A 19,479-nucleotide genomic window follows, 5' to 3' on the forward strand; every position below is an offset into this window, starting at 1 on the left:
CCTTACTTCTTATGCCGAATACGCGGGTTCACCACGCCGTACAGCAGGTCTACCAGCAGGTTGACGAGGATAATCATCGTCGCGACCAGTAATACCCCGCCCTGCACTACCGGATAATCGCGGCGTTGCAGCGCATCGATCAGCCAGCGTCCCAGACCCGGCCACGAGAAGATGGTCTCAGTCAGGATCGCCCCAGCCAGCAATGTACCGACCTGCAGGCCGATAACGGTCACAACGGGCAGCATGGCGTTGCGCAGAGCATGAATGATGATGACACGCATCCGGGTCAGGCCCTTGGCGCGCGCGGTACGGATGTAATCCTCACCCAACACTTCCAGCATCGATGAACGGGTCATACGCACAATGACCGCCAGAGGGATAGTGCCCAGCACCATTGCCGGCAGGACCATATGCGCCAGCGCATCAATAAAGTTGCCCTCTTCACCCCAGATAGCGGTGTCGATTAGCATAAAGCCGGTCAGGGGGTTGGAATCATCAAGGAACACCATGTCGCTCACCCGACCGGAAACCGGCGTCAGGTTCCACTGCACGGAGACCAGCATGATCAGCATCATGCCCCACCAGAAGATCGGCATGGAGTAACCGGTCAGCGCCAGGCCAACGGCGGTGTGATCGAAAATAGAGCCGCGCTTAACGGCAGCAAGAACACCCACCGGGATACCTACTGCGACGGCGAAAATCATCGCGCAGACGCCGAGTTCCAGTGTCGCTTTGAAGCGAGGCACGAACTCTTCCCACACCGGTAAGCGGCTTTTCAGCGAGATACCTAAATCACCATGCATAACCCCCCAGATATAGTGGAGGTACTGCTGCCACATCGGTTTATCCAGACCGAGTTCAGCCAGCAATTGAGCGTGGCGCTCAGGGGAGATCCCACGTTCACCCGCCATGATCATGACCGGATCGCCGGGGATCATATGGACGAAGGCAAAGGTGAGAAGAGTGATACCGATAAACGTGGGGATGACGAGTCCCAAACGTCGGAGAATGAACTGCAACATAACCCGGATTCTCTCTAATGACGCACGGCCTGGAACCGTGAGTCTGTATTGCTCACAAATCTTATCCCACGCAAACTGCATCGTGGGTAAAGCATTACGCCGGATGGCGCTGCGCTTATCCGGCCTACACAATACCGGGGCGCAGCGCTTCCTTGATTGCTTTTAATTATTCGACAGAGACGTTTTCGAAGTGGTGTTTGCCTAATGGATCAACCACATAGCCTTTTACTTCTTTACGCACTGGTTCATACACGGTGGAGTGAGCAACAATCAGAGCCGGGGCCTGATCGTGCATAACAACCTGTGCTTGCTTGTACAGTTCAATACGTTTGTTGTGATCGTCGGTCGCTCGCGCCGGTTGGATCAGGTCTTCAAACGGCTTGTAGCACCAGCGAGAGTAGTTGGAACCGTCTTTCGCTGCCGCACAGCTGAACAGGGTGGCGAAGAAGTTGTCCGGATCCCCGTTGTCACCGGTCCAGCCCATCATCACAGCCTGATGCTCACCCGCTTTGGCGCGTTTCAGGTACTCGCCCCACTCGTAGGTCACAATCTTGGCCTGAACGCCAATTTTCGCCCAGTCAGCCTGAACCATTTCCGCCATACGGCGCGCGTTCGGGTTGTAAGGACGTTGTACCGGCATAGCCCACAGTTCAACGGTAAAGCCTTTGTCCTGACCGGCTTCCTTCAACAGCGCTTTGGCTTTCTCAGGATCGTAGGTGTAGTCTTTAACGTCGTCGTTATAGCCCCACATGGTTGGTGGGATCAGGTTTTTCGCGGCGACGCCAGCGCCCTGATAAACCGCTTTAATGATCGCTTCTTTGTTCACCGCGTAGGTCAGCGCCTGACGAACTTTCACGTCATCAAACGGTTTCTTCTCGGTGTTGAAAGAGAGGTAGCCAACGTTCAGACCGGCCTGCTCCATCAGGTTGATATTTTTATCCTGCTTCATGCGCGCGATATCAGCCGGGTTCGGGTACGGCATCACCTGGCACTCGTTCTTCTGCAGTTTGGCATAACGCACGGAAGCGTCAGGCGTAATGGAGAAGACCAGACGGTCGATTTTAGGCTTAGTGCCCCAGTAACCTTCGAATGCTTTATACAGAATACGGGAGTCTTTCTGGTACTGCTGCAGCTGGAACGGACCGGTACCGATTGGGTTCAGATCCACTTTCTCCGGGGAACCGGCTTTCAGCATGTTGTCTGCATATTCTTTGGAAAGAATAGAAGCGAAGTCCATCGCCAGGTCAGCCAGGAACGGTGCTTCCGGGCGAGTCAGCACGAACTGAACAGTTTTATCATCCACTTTTTTCACTTCGGCGATCAGGTCTGGCAGACCCATCCCTTCGAAGTATTCATAGCTGCCGCCAGACACTTTGTGGTACGGGTTCTGGGCATTTTTCTGACGATCGAAAGAGAACACCACGTCATCGGCGTTTAAATCGCGCGTCGGTTTGAAATCTTTGTTGTCCTGCCACTTCACGCCAGGGCGAAGGTGGAAGGTATAGGTTTTACCGTCTTCGCTGATTTCCCACTTCTCAGCAAGGCCCGGGATCACTTCAGTTGTACCGGTTTTGAACTCGACCAGGCGGTTATAGATCGGCACGGAGCTGGCATCATAGGTGGTACCAGAGGTGAAAAGCTGTGGGTTAAAGCCTTCAGGAGATCCTTCTGAACAATAAACCAGAGTTTTAGCCTGTACGCTTGCTGCGACGGTCATAGCCACCAGGCTCAGACCAAGCTTCAGCATCCCTGACTTCTTCAAGGAAATACTCATTCTTCTGCTCCAAATGTGATGTTTGTTGTTTTACCCTTTGCAGTGGGTTTGCACCGCCTGGCCTTTTTTGTTTTTTACCCGGCCGGGTCGGCGTTAAGAGGATGGGGATTCCGTTCACATAAGCGACTGAGTTGCAGTGCGGATTCTCCATGAAATGCCCCTCATGCCCTACAATCTGTCAACAGAATGTGAAAACGTCAATACAGGTAACCACGATTTACATCAACGGTGAGAATTGGCAAACAAAGATTAAAAAAAGTGCAAGCGGGTATTTTCAGCAGGGAAATTTGTGCTACGCGCACTATGCCAGAATAAACATCTTCATATTCAGAAACATTTAGTGATTAACATTTATGCAAATTATGAAAATTTTCTCAACACATGCTGCATATCTGAGCGATTAATACCATGAACGTTAAAACGCACAGCGGAAAATGCTGGGTTCAGCCATAAGTAACGCAAAAAAAGATTCAAGCAAATATAAAAAAAGGCAATGGAATATGTCACAGAATCGTTAACAGTCAGTGGGAAGTGGTGCACAATTTTTGCAGATAAAATGAAGGTCAAAGGTGGGGTTGGAATAACACCATACACGCCGGGATGAAACTGAGCCTGTAGGCCGGATAAGGCGTCCACGCCGCCATCCGGCAATGTCTCCAATATTGCCTGATGGCGCTGCGCTTATCAGGCCTACAAAGCAAAAAACCCTGCTCGCTGAGCAGGGTTTTGAATTTGGTCGGTGATAGAGGATTACTCGCCACTGCGGGCCGTTGCTGGCGCAACGTTCTCTCGCTCCGCTCGAGTCGAACCTCTTGCCCCCGGAGGTTCTCATCCTCGTGGATTCCGGAAAGCAAAAAGCCCGCTCAAAGAGCGGGCTTTTCTAATTTGGTCGGTGATAGAGGATTCGAACCTCCGACCCCTTCGTCCCGAACGAAGTGCGCTACCAGGCTGCGCCAATCACCGAATGCGGGGCGCATCTTACTGCTCAGCTGCACGCCCGTCAATCCCTTAGTATCAAAATGCCATTCGATCGGCGAGAAAGTCAGCAGCCCACTACTGGACTACAGCCTTCTTGTCGTCCGGGACATGACACCAGTTGTTATTCTCATTTATACCGCCATTTGGCGAGGTATAACCGAGGCAACCGAGAATAGTGTCGTACAGTTCAACATGGCGACGCGGAACCTTCATATCAGCCTCCTGCTTAAGGTGGGCGAAGGCTTTCGCATGATCGGGGTCTTCCAGATACTTATCAGACATCCACACCATCATAGGAACGCGGAACTGCTCTGGCGGTGCCATTTTACGTGGCGTACCGTGCAGGTGCTCCCGTTCGTTAATCGACTCACCGTGATCGGCAGCATAGAACACAATCGCTTTCTTATCGCGCAGCTGGTCAAACACTTTGGTGATAAAGTGGTCAACATAGGTCACCGAGTTATCAAATGAGTTAATCATCTGCGCTTTCGAACAACCGCTGTCAACATTGACACACTCCGGCTTCCACTGGGCGTACTCACGGGTATAGCGCTGCGTGTAGTTAAAGTGCGAGCCTTTGGTATGCAGGATAATCAGGTGCTTACCATTATCGTCCGGTTTGATTGATTGCTGCATCTCAGAGATCAGCAGCATATCGTCAACCGTTTTGCCACGGTTACGCGGCTCAGCGCCAATCTGCTCACGATATGCGATGTTCTCAGCCATCGTGTTGCTGTAAAACCACATCTCACTTTGCATCGCGTAGAGATCGGTATTAAAACCTAGCTGGCTGAGTACGGAAAAGACGTTTTGTTCTTTCAGCGTACGCTGCGGGTTTTCCTCTGCTCCGCCTTCACGAACAAACATACAGCGTAGCGAAAGTTTGGTTGCCGTATCACACGAATATCCGCGGAAAGCGGCCAGGTTTTTTTCCTGAGCCAGCCTTGGCGTAGTATTTCTCTCGTAGCCAAAAATACCCATATGATCCCAGCGGGTCGTTTCGCCGATAATAAAGACCACGTAGGTGTCGTCGAGGTTTTTGGGCGCAACATAGGTAAACTTCTTCGCCGGGTTCATCAGCGATTTGTTGTCTGAAGATTCATCCACCTGCGCCCAGGCATACAGACCCAGCGCGGACAGCCAGTTTGAAGGCAAATATGAATTTGCCACTACGCCACCGTAGCTGGGCAAATCAATACCGGTTTCCCGTTCTACTGATCTCTGCTGTATTCCAAGTAAACGAATCGGCGCCCACACCATCAAACCAGCCAACAGAACAACGGCCACACTACGCCATCTCATACCTGGCGTACGTATTTGTTTTAGCAGGGTATAGCGGCAGCGGTTACTCCAGATAAGCAGCAACGGCAAAATGCTGACCGACACCAACCACACGATAAAATGCCAGCCGACAACTTCTTTTGATAAATCAATATCGGTTGTCATGACCGAGGCAATAATGCCGTAGCCAATGACCACATTCAGGAAGGTCATGTAATAGCTGGCACCAGCGGAACACAGCACCACAAAGGTAGCCAGTACGCGCCATGCCCGCCGACCAAACAGAGACAAAAGACGAAGTAAAAAGAAGGTAACCAGCACGGTGCCGGCCAATTCAACAACCGCAGAGATTCCTTTCAACGCGGTAAATTCCTGCACATAGCTGCCGAAGCGGCGATAAAAAACTGCGCAGTTCATAAACAGACCGATATAGATCGCAAGCAAGAAGCTAAGCTTTTGCTGCGTCATCGATTTAATGTATCTCATGCAAAAAAACCCTGGGAATCGGGATAAAAACACCCTGTGAAGTGGTCAATCGACCAAACAGGGGAAAATGCGACAACAGCAGAGATGAAATGTCTACGGGCGCGGCTAAGTAGACCACAGGAGAGGAGAAAAGTGCTTATGGTGAATGCAAACAGCGCATATATTTTTGTAAATATATGCGCCGGGTATAAATAAGACCGCTAATAGATTCAGGCGTGAGCCTCGGTATAGACGCTACGCTGCGGCTGACGAATGGTGGTAGAAAGCGCCAGCGAGATGATTAACAGCGCAAAGATAACGCAGAAGGTGACATAGAAACCGCCGAACAGCGAGGCGATAATTGACCCGCAGATGCTGCCAATGCCGAAGCCCAGGTAGATGACCCCATAGTTTTTCGCCAGGTTATTCAGGCCGAAGAACTCACTCACCAGTGACGGGAAGACCGTAATGGTGCCACCGAAGTTGAAGGCGACACAGGCAATGGCTGCGAAGAATGTCACTTCATTCAGCGGAGCAAAAAGCAGCGCCGCCATACCCACCAGCGAAACGACCTGACCGATGGTGATCACGCGAATACGGGAGATTTTATCGGACAGAATCCCCAGAACCAGACGACCTGACAGGTTCGCGATAGAAATAACGGTTACCGCATTCGCCGCTGTTGCCACATCCATTTTTGCCAGGCTTTGGGCGATATCTTTCGCGACACCAATCACGTAAAGCCCGCTCATGCACGCCGTCAGGAACATCACTGCCAGCATCCAGTACTGTGGTTTACGCATGGATTGCGCCAGCGTGTAGTCATTCTCTACCACGCCATTTACGGCTTTAACTTCCTGGTTTGGCGCATCTTTCATCAGCGTGGAGCCAAAGACAATCATCACCAGTACAATCGCGCCCCAAATCATAAAGGTCTTTTCCAGACCCACAGTGCTCAGCAGTTGGCTGTCGATAAATTTAAAACCGAGGCTACCCAGGCCGTAAGAACCGATGGCGAAGGCGGAAATCAGCCCCTTACGCTCAGGGAACCATTTCACGCAGTTGGACAGGGTTAACAGGTACCCTGCACCGTCAGCCAGGCCAACCAGTACACCGGCACTCAGCCACAGCATAATCAGGCTGTCAGAATGCGCAGTTAAGAAGAAGCCCACACCCAGTAAGATACCCGATGCCATGGTGACGCGTTTCACACCGAAACGTTCCTGAAGCTTCCCGGCGATGGAAGAAGATATCGCCAGACCCAGACTCAGCAAACCAAAGGAAAATGCAACCTGACTCACCGGTGCATCGAGCTTTGAAGAGAGTGCGCCATTGAACAGGCTCCAGGTATAAACAGAACCTAATGCAAATTGGGTAATGATGGTGCCGATCAGTGTCAGCCACCGGGTACGCTGATAATCAGAAGTTTTCATGGCAGTCTTCCTGCATATACAAAATGGGAAATTCTCTGCCGACAACCATACCGAAACGCTTTTATGACCTGGGGAAAACGGCATGAAATGCCATCAGGACGGAATGAAATGCCTGGATTGCGGAATGAATGACGAGACAAAAAGTCGGGTTACTGAATTTTATTGCCGGAGTTAGTGCACGCTATCGCTGTAATGCGTGTGATTATTGATCCCAACATGTAACAGAGATGTTTTATCCAGGCTTTTTTTCGTTAAAATTTGGCGTTCACTCCCATCGTGTACCGATAATCGCTGTCATTCGTACTGTTTTCTGCCTGAGAAAGTGCCGCATAGGCAGCCATATGCTGATTCAGCAGCATATCTGCACCCACAGTAACATCGACCCAGTTACCATCCTGACTCGCCGCCGTCATGCGGCTGAGACCCGATTGCGCCTTCCAGATATTCTCGCCAAATTGCTGGTTATAACTGATTTGCGCCCATGGCCGTACATCGCCAAACTGCGAGTCGACCCGCCAGCCCAGGGTACTGACGCTGGCATGCCACATCGGATCGGTCAGCGTTAGCGAAGTCACACTGTCGCCAAATTCGTTGTAGGTAGAGGTGGCTGAACCATCATAATGCAGGGCTGCGACGGGTCCCGTCGTCACCTTACGGGAAAGGGGAAAATTCCAGCCCACGCTCATACCGCTGGTCGCATCCAGAGCCGTTTGGTCCGCCAGATTCACCACCGGCCCCGCCACGTTCTGGGTGGAGCGAATGCGCTCTTCCAGAATGTCGTTATAACGTGGTTGGTGATCGCTGTCCCATGTATAGCGTTCCGACGTATGACCGGACAGCGCATCAACGATATATTCTTGTTGCCAGCCATATGCCGTATTGGCAAACAGCGCACAGACGATGACGTTCGCCAGAGTTAACCTCTGACGACCACTACTGTTTCTTATAATCATCAACGCGACTCCAGAAAAGAGCCGAATTCGGCGATATTATTGTCATTGTTTAAAGGATATCGGGCACATGAGACCCTGTATTAAATATTGTCTTTTTAGCGGGCGCGTCAAGGCGGGCCGAATGAAATTTTTACGCCAGTAAAAACAGCGAGGAAGAGTATGCAGCGTTGCGGCTGGGTCAGTCAGGATCCACTATACATTGCCTATCATGACAAGGAATGGGGCGTCCCGGAAACCGATGGTAAAAAGCTGTTCGAAATGATCTGCCTTGAAGGCCAGCAGGCTGGGCTGTCGTGGATAACGGTGCTGAAGAAACGGGAAAACTATCGCCTGGCATTTCACCACTTCGATCCTGTAACCGTTGCGGCGATGACCGAAGAGGATGTAGAAAGGCTGGTACTGGATGCCGGTATTATCCGCCATCGCGGAAAAATTCAGGCCATTATCGGTAACGCTCGCGCTTACCAGACGATGGCGCAAAATGGAGAGTCATTTAGCGAGTTCGTCTGGTCATTTGTTGATAACCAACCGCAACTGACCCGCGCCGCTAACCTGAGCGATATCCCCACCTCAACGCCTGCGTCAGATGCGCTGTCTAAGGCGTTAAAAAAACGTGGGTTTAAGTTTGTCGGCACCACCATCTGTTACTCCTTTATGCAGGCGTGCGGGCTGGTCAACGATCATGTCACCAGCTGCATCTGTTACCCAGGAGAACGACATGATTCGTGAATCAAAGGCTGACGATCTACCGTCGATTCTGGCGCTGTGGATGGAAAGCACGATCCATGCCCATCCGTTTATCGAAAAACGCTACTGGCGTGAGAGTGAGCCTATCGTACGTGATGTCTACCTGCCCGCCGCGCAAACCTGGGTGTGGGAAGAAAACGGTGTGCTCAAAGGTTTTGCCAGCGTGATGGAAGAGCGCTTTTTAGGCGCGCTGTTTGTCAAGCCTGCCGCCATCAGAAGCGGTATCGGTAAAGCGCTGGTGCAACATGTGCAGCAGCGCTTTTCGTTGCTCAGCCTGGAGGTCTACCAGAAGAACCAATCAGCGGTAAACTTTTACCACGCACTGGGCTTTCGCATTGAAGACAGCGCATGGCAGGAAGAGACTCACCATCCAACCTGGATTATGGGCTGGCAGGTGGATCAAACGCGGTAAGTGTCAGAGTAGGCCCACTGTACTTCTCCAGCCACGCCAACGCAGTGTTGCCCGCGCAGCCATTCCCCAGCTTCGAGCTGGGGAGATCTTTGGTCAGCACGTTGACGGCGCCATTTTTACAAATACCGTCAGCTGTCGGTTCCAAATCAGGCCAGGCGCCTTCATGAATACAGATGACGCCAGGTTTGATGCCTTCCGTCACCACGGCACCCGCCAGGATATGCCCGCGGTGGTTCCACACCCTGACCGTATCGCCATCTGCAATCCCCCGCGCTTGCGCATCCTGCGGGTGAATCGTCACTGGCTCCCGATCCGCCACCGCATACTGTTCGCGTAACGCACTGTAGTTGAGCTGGCTGTGCAAACGGTGAGCCGGATGGGCAGAGAGCACCTGCAGTTGGTCGGGTTCGGCATTGCCGAACCACTCATCAGGCTCCAGCCACATCGGGTGTCCTGCACAATCTGCATAGCCGTAACCTGCAATTTTTGCAGAATAGATTTCAATTTTTCCACTGTCCGTTTTCAGCGGATGCGCCTGTGGATCGCGGCGAAAATCCGCAAAACGGATAAACTGCGCGCTGGCGGCGTTTTCCGGCATTTCGATCAGTGCATTCTTTTGCCAGAACTCAGCGAAGGGCGGCAGTGTAACCTGCTGGCTGGCACCACGCTGCGCAGCAATGTCGTAAAAAGTTTCCAGCCACGCCAGTTCGCTTTTCCCCTCAGTGAATCGGGCATAACCGCCCTGTTCCCAGCGCTCGCTAAGCTCGGCAAAAACATCAAAATCGTTGCGCGCTTCAGCCTGTGGCGGCACGACCTGCTTCATCGGCACCAGATGCTGGTTGCTGTAGTCTCCGGTCATGGTCAAATCGTTACGTTCAAAAGAGGTGGTCGCGGGTAACACGATATCGGCATGCTTCGCCGCAGCAGTCCAGAAACACTCTGAGATAACCACCAACTCCGGCTTTTGCCAGGCGCGGATCAAACGGTTGGTATCCTGATGATGGGTGAAGTTGGCGCCGCCTGCCCACCACAGCATGCGGATGTCCGGGAAATGCCGATCCATACCGTTGTGCTGATAGAAACCGCCGGGGTTTTCCAGCGCCTCAACGATACGCGCCACCGGGATTTTATCCACCGCGTCGGTGCCGCCTTTAACGCTACCCTGCATTGAAGCCAGCACCGCAGCACGGCGCGTCGGGTTCCCGCCGTTGGCAAAATGATACGACAGTCCAAAGCCACCGCCGGGCGTCCCAATCTGCCCAAGCATGGCGGCCAGGGTAACGATCATCCAGTGTTTCTGCTCGCCATACTGCTGACGCTGCATACCCCAGCCGGCCATCAGCATGGTGGTATTTTGGTGAAATATTGCCGCAAGTTCGCGTATTTTCGCTGCCGGAATACTACAAATTTCAGCAGCCCATTCTGCAGTTTTCGCTATTCCATCGGATTTACCCAGCAGGTAGTCAGCGAACGAATCATATCCGGTTGTACAACGGGCGAGAAAATCCTCGTCGTGCCAGTCGTTTTCCACCAGCGTATGCGCGATGCCCAGCATCAGCGCCACGTCGGTCCCCATATGCGGGGCAATCCATTCCATCTTTTCGCCAAAGAATTCGACACTTTCCGATCGCATCGGATCGATGCAGATCAGTCGCTTGCCGCTGTCGCGCAAAGCCTCAAAGTAAGCGAGCCCCTGCTCGTCGGAGGCATTCCAGGCAATCTTCAGTGTATTCAGTGGATTAGCGCTCCATAACACCACCACCTCGCTGTTCTCCAACACCACAGGCCAGCTGGTCTGCTGCTGGTAAACTTCATTGCCGCCGACCACGTAAGGCATGATCGCCTGCGCAGCCCCTGTCGAATAATCCCCCAGATGCCCGGTATAACCGCCTGCCAGCGCCATATAGCGCTGTAGCAGGGTCGCCGCTTTGTGTAACACGCCGTTAGAGCGCCAGCCGTAGGAACCGGCAAAAATCGAGGCCGGGCCGTAGCTGTCACGGATGCGTTTATGCTGCGTATGGATAAGATTCAGCGCGTCGTCCCAACTGACGCGAACAAATTCATCCTGCCCACGCACGCCCTGGGGATTCTCCGGCGAGGCGAGAAAGCCTTTACGCACCATTGGAAAACGTACCCGCGTTTTACTGTGCACCTGGTCGCGCACCACGGTTTGCAAAGAGTTGGGATGGGCGGTGGGCAGCGCGCCACGCGAAGAGAAAACCGTCTCTCCATCGGTGTCGACGAGAACAGGTCCCCAGTGGGCGGCGGTTAACACCGGGTAATGTGCGGGTGAATTAGCCAAGATGGCGCTCCTGAATGCGATGTGACGGCTTATTGTTATGCCGTTCAATGTTACTTACAAATTTCAGAGTCTTCCCTGGAATTTTCTTCATGTTCACACGTCATAATCAACCGCCACGGTCGCTGTGGTAAAGAAGAAAAAAGTCATTAAGGAATTAAGATGAAGAAACGTGTTTTTGTTATTGCTGCCATCGTGAGCGGCGCCCTGGCGGTTTCTGGCTGCACAACAAACCCTTACACCGGCGAGCGAGAAGCAGGGAAATCCGGCATCGGCGCGGGTATCGGTTCCCTGGTTGGTGCGGGTATTGGCGCACTCTCGTCTTCGAAGAAAGATCGCGGTAAAGGCGCACTGATTGGCGCAGCGGCGGGTGCGGCCGTTGGCGGCGGTGTCGGTTATTACATGGACGTGCAGGAAGCCAAACTGCGCGACAAAATGCAGGGAACGGGCGTCAGCGTGACGCGTAGTGGCGATAACATCATTCTGAATATGCCGAATAACGTCACCTTCGACAGCAGCAGCGCCAACATGAAACCTGCTGGTGCCAACACCCTGACCGGCGTGGCAATGGTACTGAAAGAGTACAATAAAACCGCCGTCAACGTGCTGGGCTTCACCGACAGCACTGGCAGCCAGGATTTGAACATGCGTCTGTCTCAACAACGCGCGGACTCCGTGGCCAGCGCCTTGATCACGCAAGGGGTTGCCGCTAACCGTATCCGCACTCAGGGCATGGGTCCGGCAAATCCGATCGCCAGCAACAGCACGGCGGAAGGTAAAGCGCAGAACCGTCGCGTAGAGATTACGTTGAGTCCTGTGCAGTAATCGTTGAGCCGGGTGGCGGCTTCGCCTTACCCGGTCTACGTTCGACATGTAGGCCCGGTAAGCGCAGCGCCACCGGGCAAATTACTTGCTTCGTCAGATTTTCCCGCTAAGGTATTCACACGAAATTCAGGGAAATCAGCGATGAGCAAATCAACACGGGCAACCATCAGCGATGTGGCGAAGGCCGCAAAAACCGGCAAGACCAGCATTTCACGCTATCTCAACGGTGAAAAGCATCTGCTTTCCGACGCGCTATTGGCCCGCATTGAACAAGCCATTGCCGATCTCGACTACCGTCCCAGTCTGATGGCAAGAGGCCTGAAACATGGGCGTACCCGCCTGATTGGCCTGATTATCGCTGATATAACCAACCCCTACTCCGTCAACGTGTTAAGCGGTATTGAAGCCGCCTGCCGTGACAAAGGCTTTACTCCACTGGTGTGCAACACCAACAACGAAGTGGATCAGGAGCTGCATTATCTCGACCTACTGCGCAGCTACCAGGTCGAAGGGATTGTGGTCAACGCCGTAGGGATGCGCGAAGAGGGACTAAATCGGCTGCAGCAGTCTGCGCTGCCGATGGTGCTGATTGACCGTAAAATTCCCGATTTCGCCTGTGATATGGTCGGGCTGGATAACACCCAGGCGGCAACGGTTGCCACGGAACATCTGGTCGAACAAGGTTTTGAAGCCATTCTGTTCCTCAGCGAACCACTCGGCATGGTGAATACCCGCCGCGAGCGCCTGAGCGCTTTTCGCGCCACCCTCGCACAGTACCCCGGCGTTATCGCGCAAAATGCCGAAGTCCCGCTCACGGACAATACGCAACTGGACGACACCCTGCGCCAGTTCCACCAGCAGCACCGGGGAATGCGCAAAGCCGTTATCTCAGCTAATGGTGCTCTCACACTGCAGGTTGCCCGCGCCCTGAAACGCATTGGCCTTAACTGGGGCAGCGATATCGGCCTGCTCGGTTTTGACGAACTGGAATGGGCCGAGCTGGCGGGCGTTGGTATTACCACGTTAAAACAACCTACCTGGCAGATTGGCTACACCGCCGTTGAGCAGGTTGTACGCAGGATCGATGGCGGCTCTGCTGCCATTCAGGAACAGGTCTTCTCCGGCGAACTGATCGTTCGCGGCTCTACCGCTCGTTAAATTTCCTTCGTGATGGTGATCATAAATTCAAAATCATAAGCTTTTCTTTGGAACCGGTTCCATCTAGCGTTATAGCAAGAACGCTAGTCTGGAGTTTCCATGAAAAGAAAAATTATGGTGGTCACCGCCGCTTACGGCCACGACCAGGTACGGGCCGCTGGCGGGCAAACGGCAATGCTGCCCATTATCGCTGAAGCCGGTGCTGACGGCGTCGAAATCCGCCGCGAATTGCTGACCGACGCCGAGCTGCACACGCTGTCTACGGTGGCATCTGCTATCGAAATCTTCGGCCTGCTGGCCTGTTACTCAGCGCCTGAGCCGTTGTTCCTTGAGGACGGTAGCCTCAATCCCCGACTTCCTGCACTACTTGAAGAAGCACAGGCCCTGCAGGCGCTGTGGCTAAAAGTCTCCCTCGGCCATTTCTCCCATACCGAACAGTTCAACGTGTTACGTGAATGGCTGGACAACAGCGGAATGGAACTGGTTGTCGAAAACGATCAGACCGCCTGCGGACGCCTGAAGCCGATGCAGCGCTTTAACGAAGCCTGCCAGACGCAAAATCTGCCGATATCTCTGACCTTCGATATGGGCAACTGGCTGTGGGTGGGCGACTCCCCGGAACAGGCGGCGCAGAAACTGGCGTCAACCGTTGGGTATATCCATGTCAAAGCCGCCGTTGTGCATCGCGACAGCTACCGCGCCGTACCGCCTGATGCAGCCGATCCGCGCTGGCTGGCGCTTCTAAAAACGCTGCCCGGCGATGTTCCACGCGGCATTGAGTTTCCCCTGGAAGGGCAGGATTTGACGGCGGTTACCCGCCGTTACGTCGAGTTGTTACGCGAGGAGTAACGCATGAAAAAGTCACTGGATGTGGTCACGATTGGTGAAGCGATGGCGATGTTTGTCGCCACGCAAACCGGCGAACTGGCAGATGTGGAGCAGTTTATCAAGCGCGTTGCTGGCGCTGAACTTAATGTGGCAACCGGACTTGCTCGCCTGGGTCTGAACGTAGGCTGGGTAAGCCGCGTAGGTAACGACAGTTTTGGCCGTTTTATTATTAAGTCGCTGGAGAAAGAAGGGATTGATGCGCAGGGAGTCACTCTGGACGGGCGCTACGCTACCGGCTTTCAGCTTAAATCTAAAGTCGAAAATGGAACCGATCCCATTGTGGAATATTTCCGCAAAGGTTCTGCTGCCAGCCACCTCAGCGTTGAGGATTTTCACGAAGCCTACTTCGCCAGCGCGCGCCACCTGCACCTGAGCGGCGTCGCGGCGGCGCTTTCGGCCAGCTCTTATGAACTGCTGGCCCATACCGCCCGCACGCTGAAAGTGCAAGGGAAGACCATCTCGTTCGACCCGAATTTACGCCCGGTACTGTGGAAAAGCGAAGGCGAGATGGTGGAAAAACTCAACCGACTGGCATTCCAGGCTGACTGGGTACTGCCGGGGTTAAAAGAGGGCATGATTTTAACCGGTCAGCAGACGCCTGAAGCCATCGCCGACTTTTATCTGCGCCACGGGGTGAAGGCCGTGATCATCAAAACCGGGGCTGATGGCGCCTGGTACAAAACCGCCAGCGGTGAACAAGGCTGCGTCGCACCGGTAAAAGTCGACAACGTGGTCGATACGGTCGGCGCAGGCGATGGCTTTGCCGTGGGCGTTATCAGCGCCCTGCTGGAAGGGCGCTCGCTGCATCAGGCGGTGACTCGTGGCAATAAAATTGGCGCACTGGCCATTCAGGTTCAGGGCGACAGCGAAGGATTACCCACACGTGAACAATTAGGGGAATAAATTCCCGGCCAACTCTGTCTCTGTATCCTACATTCAGAGGCGGCGTATCAGCATAACCAGAGGGCAGTCTATGAATAGCTCAACCAATGCAGCAAAACGCTGGTGGTACATCATGCCAATCGTGTTTATCACGTACAGCCTGGCGTACCTTGATCGCGCGAACTTCAGCTTCGCTTCCGCAGCCGGTATCAACGAGGACCTCGGTATTACCAAAGGGATCTCCTCCCTGCTGGGGGCTCTGTTTTTTCTTGGCTATTTCTTCTTCCAGATCCCAGGCGCAATTTACGCCGAACGCCGCAGCGTACGTAAACTGATTTTTATCTGCCTGATTCTGTGGGGCGCCTGCGCGTCACTGACCGGGATGGTCAGCAATATTCCAATGCTTGCCGCCATCCGCTTTATTCTTGGCGTCGTTGAAGCCGCCGTGATGCCCGCAATGCTGATTTATATCAGTAACTGGTTTACGAAGTCCGAGCGTTCGCGTGCTAATACCTTTCTGATCCTCGGTAACCCAGTCACCGTCCTGTGGATGTCCGTGGTTTCCGGGTATCTGATCCAGGCGCTGGGCTGGCGTGAAATGTTCATCATTGAAGGTTTTCCGGCCATCATCTGGGCGTTCTGCTGGTGGGTACTGGTAAAAGATAAACCGTCGCAGGTAGGCTGGTTGTCAGAATCCGAAAAAGCCGCGCTGCAGGCCCAGTTAGAAAAAGAACAGCAGGGTATCAAAGCCGTGCGTAACTACGGCGAAGCGTTCCGTTCACGTAACGTTATTCTGCTGTGCATGCAGTACTTTGCCTGGAGTATTGGCGTCTACGGTTTTGTTCTGTGGTTGCCGTCAATTATCCGCAGTGGCGGTGCCAACCTGGGTATGGTAGAGGTCGGTTGGCTTTCGTCTGTTCCGTATCTGGCGGCGACGGCGGCGATGATCCTCGTTTCCTGGGCTTCCGATAAACTGCAAAATCGTAAGCTGTTTGTCTGGCCACTGCTGCTGATTGCCGCTTTCGCCTTTATTGGCTCCTGGGCCGTTGGCGCAGACCATTTCTGGATTTCTTACACACTGCTGGTTATCGCCGGTGCGGCCATGTATGCCCCTTATGGCCCCTTCTTCGCCATCATTCCTGAGATGTTACCGCGCAACGTCGCTGGGGGAGCAATGGCATTGATCAACAGCATGGGCGCATTAGGCTCATTCTTTGGCTCCTGGTTTGTCGGCTACCTCAATGGCACCACCGGCAGCCCGTCCGCCTCATACATTTTTATGGGGGTAGCGCTTTTTGTCTCAGTATGGCTAACTCTGATCGTTAAGCCTGCTAATAATCAACAGCTACCTATTGGCGCACGCCACGCTTAAATTTTAACTTACGGAGATTCGCATGAAGCCGTCCATTATTCTCTATAAAGCGTTACCTGACGATTTACTGCATCGCCTGGAAGAGCATTTTACTGTCACTCAGGTGCCTAACCTGCGTTCAGAAACCGTAGCACAGCACGCCGAAGCCTTTGCCAGCGCGGAAGGTCTGCTGGGCTCCAGTGAAGCCGTCAATACCGCCCTGCTGGAGAAAATGCCGAAACTGCGCGCGACCTCCACCATTTCCGTAGGCTATGACAACTTCGATGTTGAGGCCTTAAACGCACGTAAGGTGCTGCTGATGCACACGCCAACGGTGCTGACAGAAACCGTGGCGGACACGGTAATGGCACTGGTGTTAAGCACCGCTCGCCGCGTGGTGGAAGTCGCTGAACGCGTGAAGGCAGGCGAATGGACAAAAAGCATCGGGGCCGACTGGTTTGGTACCGATGTTCACCACAAGACGCTGGGCATTGTCGGCATGGGACGCATTGGACTGGCGCTGGCGCAACGCGCGCATTTCGGCTTTAGCATGCCGATTCTCTACAACGCACGCCGCCATCATCAGGAAGCGGAAGAGCGTTTCAACGCGCGCTACTGTGACCTGGATACGCTGCTGCAGGAATCGGATTTTGTTTGCCTGATTCTGCCGTTAACGGACGAAACCCACCATCTGTTCAGTACCGAACAGTTTGCCAAAATGAAGTCTTCTGCCATTTTCATTAACGCCGGGCGTGGCCCGGTGGTGGATGAAAACGCACTGATCGCCGCCCTGCAAAGCGGGGAGATTCATGCCGCGGGCCTGGATGTGTTTGAACAAGAGCCGTTGCCGTCAGACTCACCGCTGCTGTCGCTGCCGAATGTGGTGGCGGTACCGCATATTGGTTCAGCCACGCATGAAACGCGCTATAACATGGCGGCTTGTGCTGTGGATAACTTAATTGACGCACTGCAGGGGAAAGTTGAGAAGAACTGCGTGAATCCGCAAGTGGCCAAATAACACAAAAGGCCGGGTAGCATTGATGCTCACCCGGCCTTTAATTTGTCTTACCGTACGACGATTACTGCGCGGCATTCACCGCAGCAGTCCATGCCTGATTAAATGCCTGATGCTGCGCCGCCAGCGGGCCAATCAGCGTATTGTACTGACTGGCCTGTTGTGAGGTTGGGAACTGGATGCCGTTCGCAACAAAGCTCACTTGTGTATCCTGCTGCGCGATGAAATCGCCCACCTGCACCAACTGCTGCGTGAAAACTTGCGCGGCTGGGATCAGTGGCTGTAACGCCTCTGCAGGTACAGTGACGACTTTATTGTAAACCTGGTCAAAGACCGGCTTCAGATCCTCACCCTGCTTCAGCGCGCCATGGGCAGCATCTGCCTGTAGCTTCGCATTCTGCAACTGTTGTCCTAACACGCCCAGCGCGCCATTTGCCTGACGCAGCGGTTCACGCTGAGTCATATAATCCTGAGGAACACGGATTGCGTTTACGCTATCAACAACCGGGCGCAGACCGGAGTCCATTGCCTGATTAACCTGCTGTGAATAGCCATAAAGAATCGCGTAATCGGACACAAACGGGCCAAACTGTTTTTTCTGATCGGCAGTCAGCGTCGGTAAACGCTCTCCGCTACGCATTGCAGTATTCTGCAGAAAATCGATAAACGCTTTGCGTTGATCGCCTTCTTTATCAAAACACCCACTCAGGCCAACTACCATTAAGAGCGCCAAAACAGGCGCAAACCAGCGAGAGCAGGACTTACCTGTCGCCATTTTAATACTCCTTTCACCCAAAAATGCGCACAACGACACCCGCGTGCCTGACGTTGACAAGGATAGTCCAGGTCAGCCCCGCAAGATACCCTTTCCGCGTAATCTTGTGGGGGAAAATAACCGTTCTCACCACCCTGCATTTTGCGAAACAATGCTCCATTCACATAACGGCGCTCTATTTTAGTCATCTTTACAATCGGGATCGATCGTTCGAGATCCCGACCTTTATCAGTTTGTTAGCCTGCGAAATATTGTTGCCCACCGTTTGCTGAAACGAATCCATCTCTCAAACCCCAAATCCGACTTCATTTTTTGCGACTACTCTTAATGAGCTTCGAGAAAATTCACGATCCCGCTGTGTGATTAATAGGAGTTCTCAATGGAATACAAAGATCCTATGTTTGAACTGCTAAGCAGTCTGGAGCAGATTGTTTTTAAAGATGTATCGCAGACCGTCACTCTGACGCAAAAAACCAACCCTTTCACCGAATTTGAACAGCTACGACGAGGGACAGGTTTAAAAACAGATGATTTTGCCCGGGTAATGGGCGTGACGGTCGCGATGGTTCACGAATGGGAGTCTAAACGCGTAAAGCCTTCCAGTACCGAATTGAAGCTGATGCGTCTGATTCAGGCAGACCCGAGATTAAGTAAACAATTGATGGATTGAGCTATTTTTTAATTTTACTTCATAACGGTCCTGTAAAAGGGCCGTTCCCATACCGAGGTTATCCACAAAAAAGAAAATAGTAGTTGCATCCACATGCGTAAAATGAGTTAATGCCCTCAACGGTTTGACGTACAGACCATTACAGCAGTTAGTAAGGCAAGTCCCTTCAAGAGTTATCGTTGATACCCTCGTAGTGAGCATTTCCTTTACTGTTAAAAAATCTGTAAAGCACGCCATATCGCCGAAAGGCACACTTATTTTTTAAAAGGTAATACACTATGTCCGGTAAAATGACTGGTATCGTAAAATGGTTCAACGCTGACAAAGGTTTCGGCTTCATCACTCCTGACGATGGCTCTAAAGACGTGTTCGTACACTTCTCTGCTATCCAGAACGATGGCTACAAATCTCTGGACGAAGGTCAGAAAGTTTCCTTCACTATCGAAAGCGGCGCTAAAGGCCCGGCAGCTGGCAACGTAACCAGCCTGTAAGCTTAAAAAGCTCAAAATTCTGAATCCCTGCCCAACGGCGGGGATTTTTTTTATCTGTAC

The 19,479-nt window shown here is 52.9% G+C and carries 19 protein-coding genes, 1 tRNA gene and 1 other RNA gene; 10 read left to right on the top strand and 11 right to left on the bottom strand.

The window, feature by feature from the left end:
- Nucleotides 1–2: 2 nt before the first annotated feature.
- From dppB to OGX91_RS08570, 9 genes are all read right to left on the bottom strand, one after another.
- Entirely contained in the window at nucleotides 3–1,022 is a 1,020-nt protein-coding gene (gene dppB, locus OGX91_RS08530; protein WP_003837733.1) for a dipeptide ABC transporter permease DppB, read from the bottom strand.
- A gap of 166 nt (nucleotides 1,023–1,188) precedes the next feature.
- The gene (gene dppA, locus OGX91_RS08535; protein ID WP_040231632.1) at nucleotides 1,189–2,796 is read right to left on the bottom strand and encodes a dipeptide ABC transporter periplasmic-binding protein DppA; all 1,608 of its coding nucleotides are present in this window, start codon (nucleotides 2,794–2,796) and stop codon (nucleotides 1,189–1,191) included.
- Nucleotides 2,711–2,947, bottom strand: a complete 237-nt coding sequence (locus OGX91_RS08540; RefSeq protein ID WP_162604169.1) for a hypothetical protein — start codon at nucleotides 2,945–2,947, stop codon at nucleotides 2,711–2,713. The genes dppA and OGX91_RS08540 overlap by 86 nt, the downstream gene beginning before the upstream one ends.
- A gap of 209 nt (nucleotides 2,948–3,156) precedes the next feature.
- Nucleotides 3,157–3,432, bottom strand: a complete 276-nt coding sequence (locus tag OGX91_RS08545; protein ID WP_286625963.1) for a hypothetical protein — start codon at nucleotides 3,430–3,432, stop codon at nucleotides 3,157–3,159.
- A 97-nt stretch (nucleotides 3,433–3,529) separates the two neighbouring features.
- Nucleotides 3,530–3,648: non-coding RNA, RtT sRNA (locus OGX91_RS08550), on the bottom strand.
- A gap of 34 nt (nucleotides 3,649–3,682) precedes the next feature.
- Nucleotides 3,683–3,759: transfer RNA gene (locus OGX91_RS08555), tRNA-Pro, on the bottom strand.
- 90 nt (nucleotides 3,760–3,849) lie between these two features.
- Nucleotides 3,850–5,541, bottom strand: coding sequence for a kdo(2)-lipid A phosphoethanolamine 7''-transferase (gene eptB / locus OGX91_RS08560; RefSeq protein ID WP_005133834.1), 1,692 nt, complete (start codon nucleotides 5,539–5,541; stop codon nucleotides 3,850–3,852).
- Nucleotides 5,542–5,750: 209 nt separating this feature from the next.
- Complete coding sequence (locus tag OGX91_RS08565; protein WP_149691853.1) at nucleotides 5,751–6,953, bottom strand: L-lactate MFS transporter; 1,203 nt, start codon at nucleotides 6,951–6,953, stop codon at nucleotides 5,751–5,753.
- A 251-nt stretch (nucleotides 6,954–7,204) separates the two neighbouring features.
- The gene (locus tag OGX91_RS08570; protein ID WP_040231628.1) at nucleotides 7,205–7,906 is read right to left on the bottom strand and encodes an autotransporter outer membrane beta-barrel domain-containing protein; all 702 of its coding nucleotides are present in this window, start codon (nucleotides 7,904–7,906) and stop codon (nucleotides 7,205–7,207) included.
- Between the two features lie 159 nt (nucleotides 7,907–8,065).
- On the opposite strand from OGX91_RS08570, the gene tag reads away from it, so the two are divergent.
- Both tag and OGX91_RS08580 read left to right on the top strand, forming a co-directional pair.
- Nucleotides 8,066–8,635, top strand: a complete 570-nt coding sequence (tag, locus tag OGX91_RS08575; protein WP_040231626.1) for a DNA-3-methyladenine glycosylase I — start codon at nucleotides 8,066–8,068, stop codon at nucleotides 8,633–8,635.
- Entirely contained in the window at nucleotides 8,625–9,065 is a 441-nt protein-coding gene (locus OGX91_RS08580; RefSeq protein WP_286625966.1) for an N-acetyltransferase, read from the top strand. The genes tag and OGX91_RS08580 overlap by 11 nt, the downstream gene beginning before the upstream one ends.
- Here OGX91_RS08580 and OGX91_RS08585 read toward each other — a convergent pair.
- Nucleotides 9,034–11,367, bottom strand: coding sequence for a molybdopterin guanine dinucleotide-containing S/N-oxide reductase (locus tag OGX91_RS08585; protein WP_286625968.1), 2,334 nt, complete (start codon nucleotides 11,365–11,367; stop codon nucleotides 9,034–9,036). The two genes, OGX91_RS08580 and OGX91_RS08585, sit on opposite strands and share 32 nt — an antisense overlap.
- Nucleotides 11,368–11,526: 159 nt before the next feature.
- On the opposite strand from OGX91_RS08585, the gene OGX91_RS08590 reads away from it, so the two are divergent.
- The 6 genes from OGX91_RS08590 to ghrB all read left to right on the top strand — a co-directional run bounded on the left by OGX91_RS08590 (nucleotide 11,527) and on the right by ghrB (nucleotide 17,486).
- Entirely contained in the window at nucleotides 11,527–12,189 is a 663-nt protein-coding gene (locus OGX91_RS08590; RefSeq protein ID WP_286625970.1) for an OmpA family lipoprotein, read from the top strand.
- Between the two features lie 141 nt (nucleotides 12,190–12,330).
- Entirely contained in the window at nucleotides 12,331–13,347 is a 1,017-nt protein-coding gene (locus tag OGX91_RS08595; RefSeq protein ID WP_005133828.1) for a LacI family DNA-binding transcriptional regulator, read from the top strand.
- Between the two features lie 99 nt (nucleotides 13,348–13,446).
- The gene (locus tag OGX91_RS08600; RefSeq protein WP_286625972.1) at nucleotides 13,447–14,196 is read left to right on the top strand and encodes a sugar phosphate isomerase/epimerase family protein; all 750 of its coding nucleotides are present in this window, start codon (nucleotides 13,447–13,449) and stop codon (nucleotides 14,194–14,196) included.
- A gap of 3 nt (nucleotides 14,197–14,199) precedes the next feature.
- Nucleotides 14,200–15,138 carry a sugar kinase gene (locus OGX91_RS08605; protein ID WP_101742804.1) on the top strand — a complete coding sequence of 313 codons (939 nt, stop codon included), beginning with the start codon at nucleotides 14,200–14,202 and terminating at the stop codon, nucleotides 15,136–15,138.
- Nucleotides 15,139–15,208: 70 nt separating this feature from the next.
- Nucleotides 15,209–16,489 carry an MFS transporter gene (locus OGX91_RS08610; protein WP_040231622.1) on the top strand — a complete coding sequence of 427 codons (1,281 nt, stop codon included), beginning with the start codon at nucleotides 15,209–15,211 and terminating at the stop codon, nucleotides 16,487–16,489.
- Nucleotides 16,490–16,511: 22 nt separating this feature from the next.
- Nucleotides 16,512–17,486 (top strand): glyoxylate/hydroxypyruvate reductase GhrB, encoded by a 975-nt coding sequence (gene ghrB, locus OGX91_RS08615; RefSeq protein ID WP_005133822.1) that lies wholly within the window; start codon nucleotides 16,512–16,514, stop codon nucleotides 17,484–17,486.
- A 61-nt stretch (nucleotides 17,487–17,547) separates the two neighbouring features.
- On the opposite strand, the gene OGX91_RS08620 is transcribed toward ghrB, so the two are convergent.
- The gene (locus OGX91_RS08620; protein ID WP_040231621.1) at nucleotides 17,548–18,258 is read right to left on the bottom strand and encodes a DUF3053 domain-containing protein; all 711 of its coding nucleotides are present in this window, start codon (nucleotides 18,256–18,258) and stop codon (nucleotides 17,548–17,550) included.
- Nucleotides 18,259–18,637: 379 nt separating this feature from the next.
- Here OGX91_RS08620 and OGX91_RS08625 point away from each other — a divergent pair, with 379 nt between their 5' ends.
- Together OGX91_RS08625 and cspE are read left to right on the top strand one after the other, a co-directional pair.
- Nucleotides 18,638–18,928, top strand: a complete 291-nt coding sequence (locus tag OGX91_RS08625; RefSeq protein WP_005133819.1) for an HTH-type transcriptional regulator — start codon at nucleotides 18,638–18,640, stop codon at nucleotides 18,926–18,928.
- Between the two features lie 278 nt (nucleotides 18,929–19,206).
- Entirely contained in the window at nucleotides 19,207–19,419 is a 213-nt protein-coding gene (cspE, locus tag OGX91_RS08630) for a transcription antiterminator/RNA stability regulator CspE (RefSeq protein ID WP_000014594.1), read from the top strand.
- Nucleotides 19,420–19,479: the final 60 nt, after the last annotated feature.

The organism is Citrobacter sp. Cpa228 (genome assembly GCF_030333085.1).
Lineage (GTDB): Bacteria > Pseudomonadota > Gammaproteobacteria > Enterobacterales > Enterobacteriaceae > Citrobacter > Citrobacter pasteurii.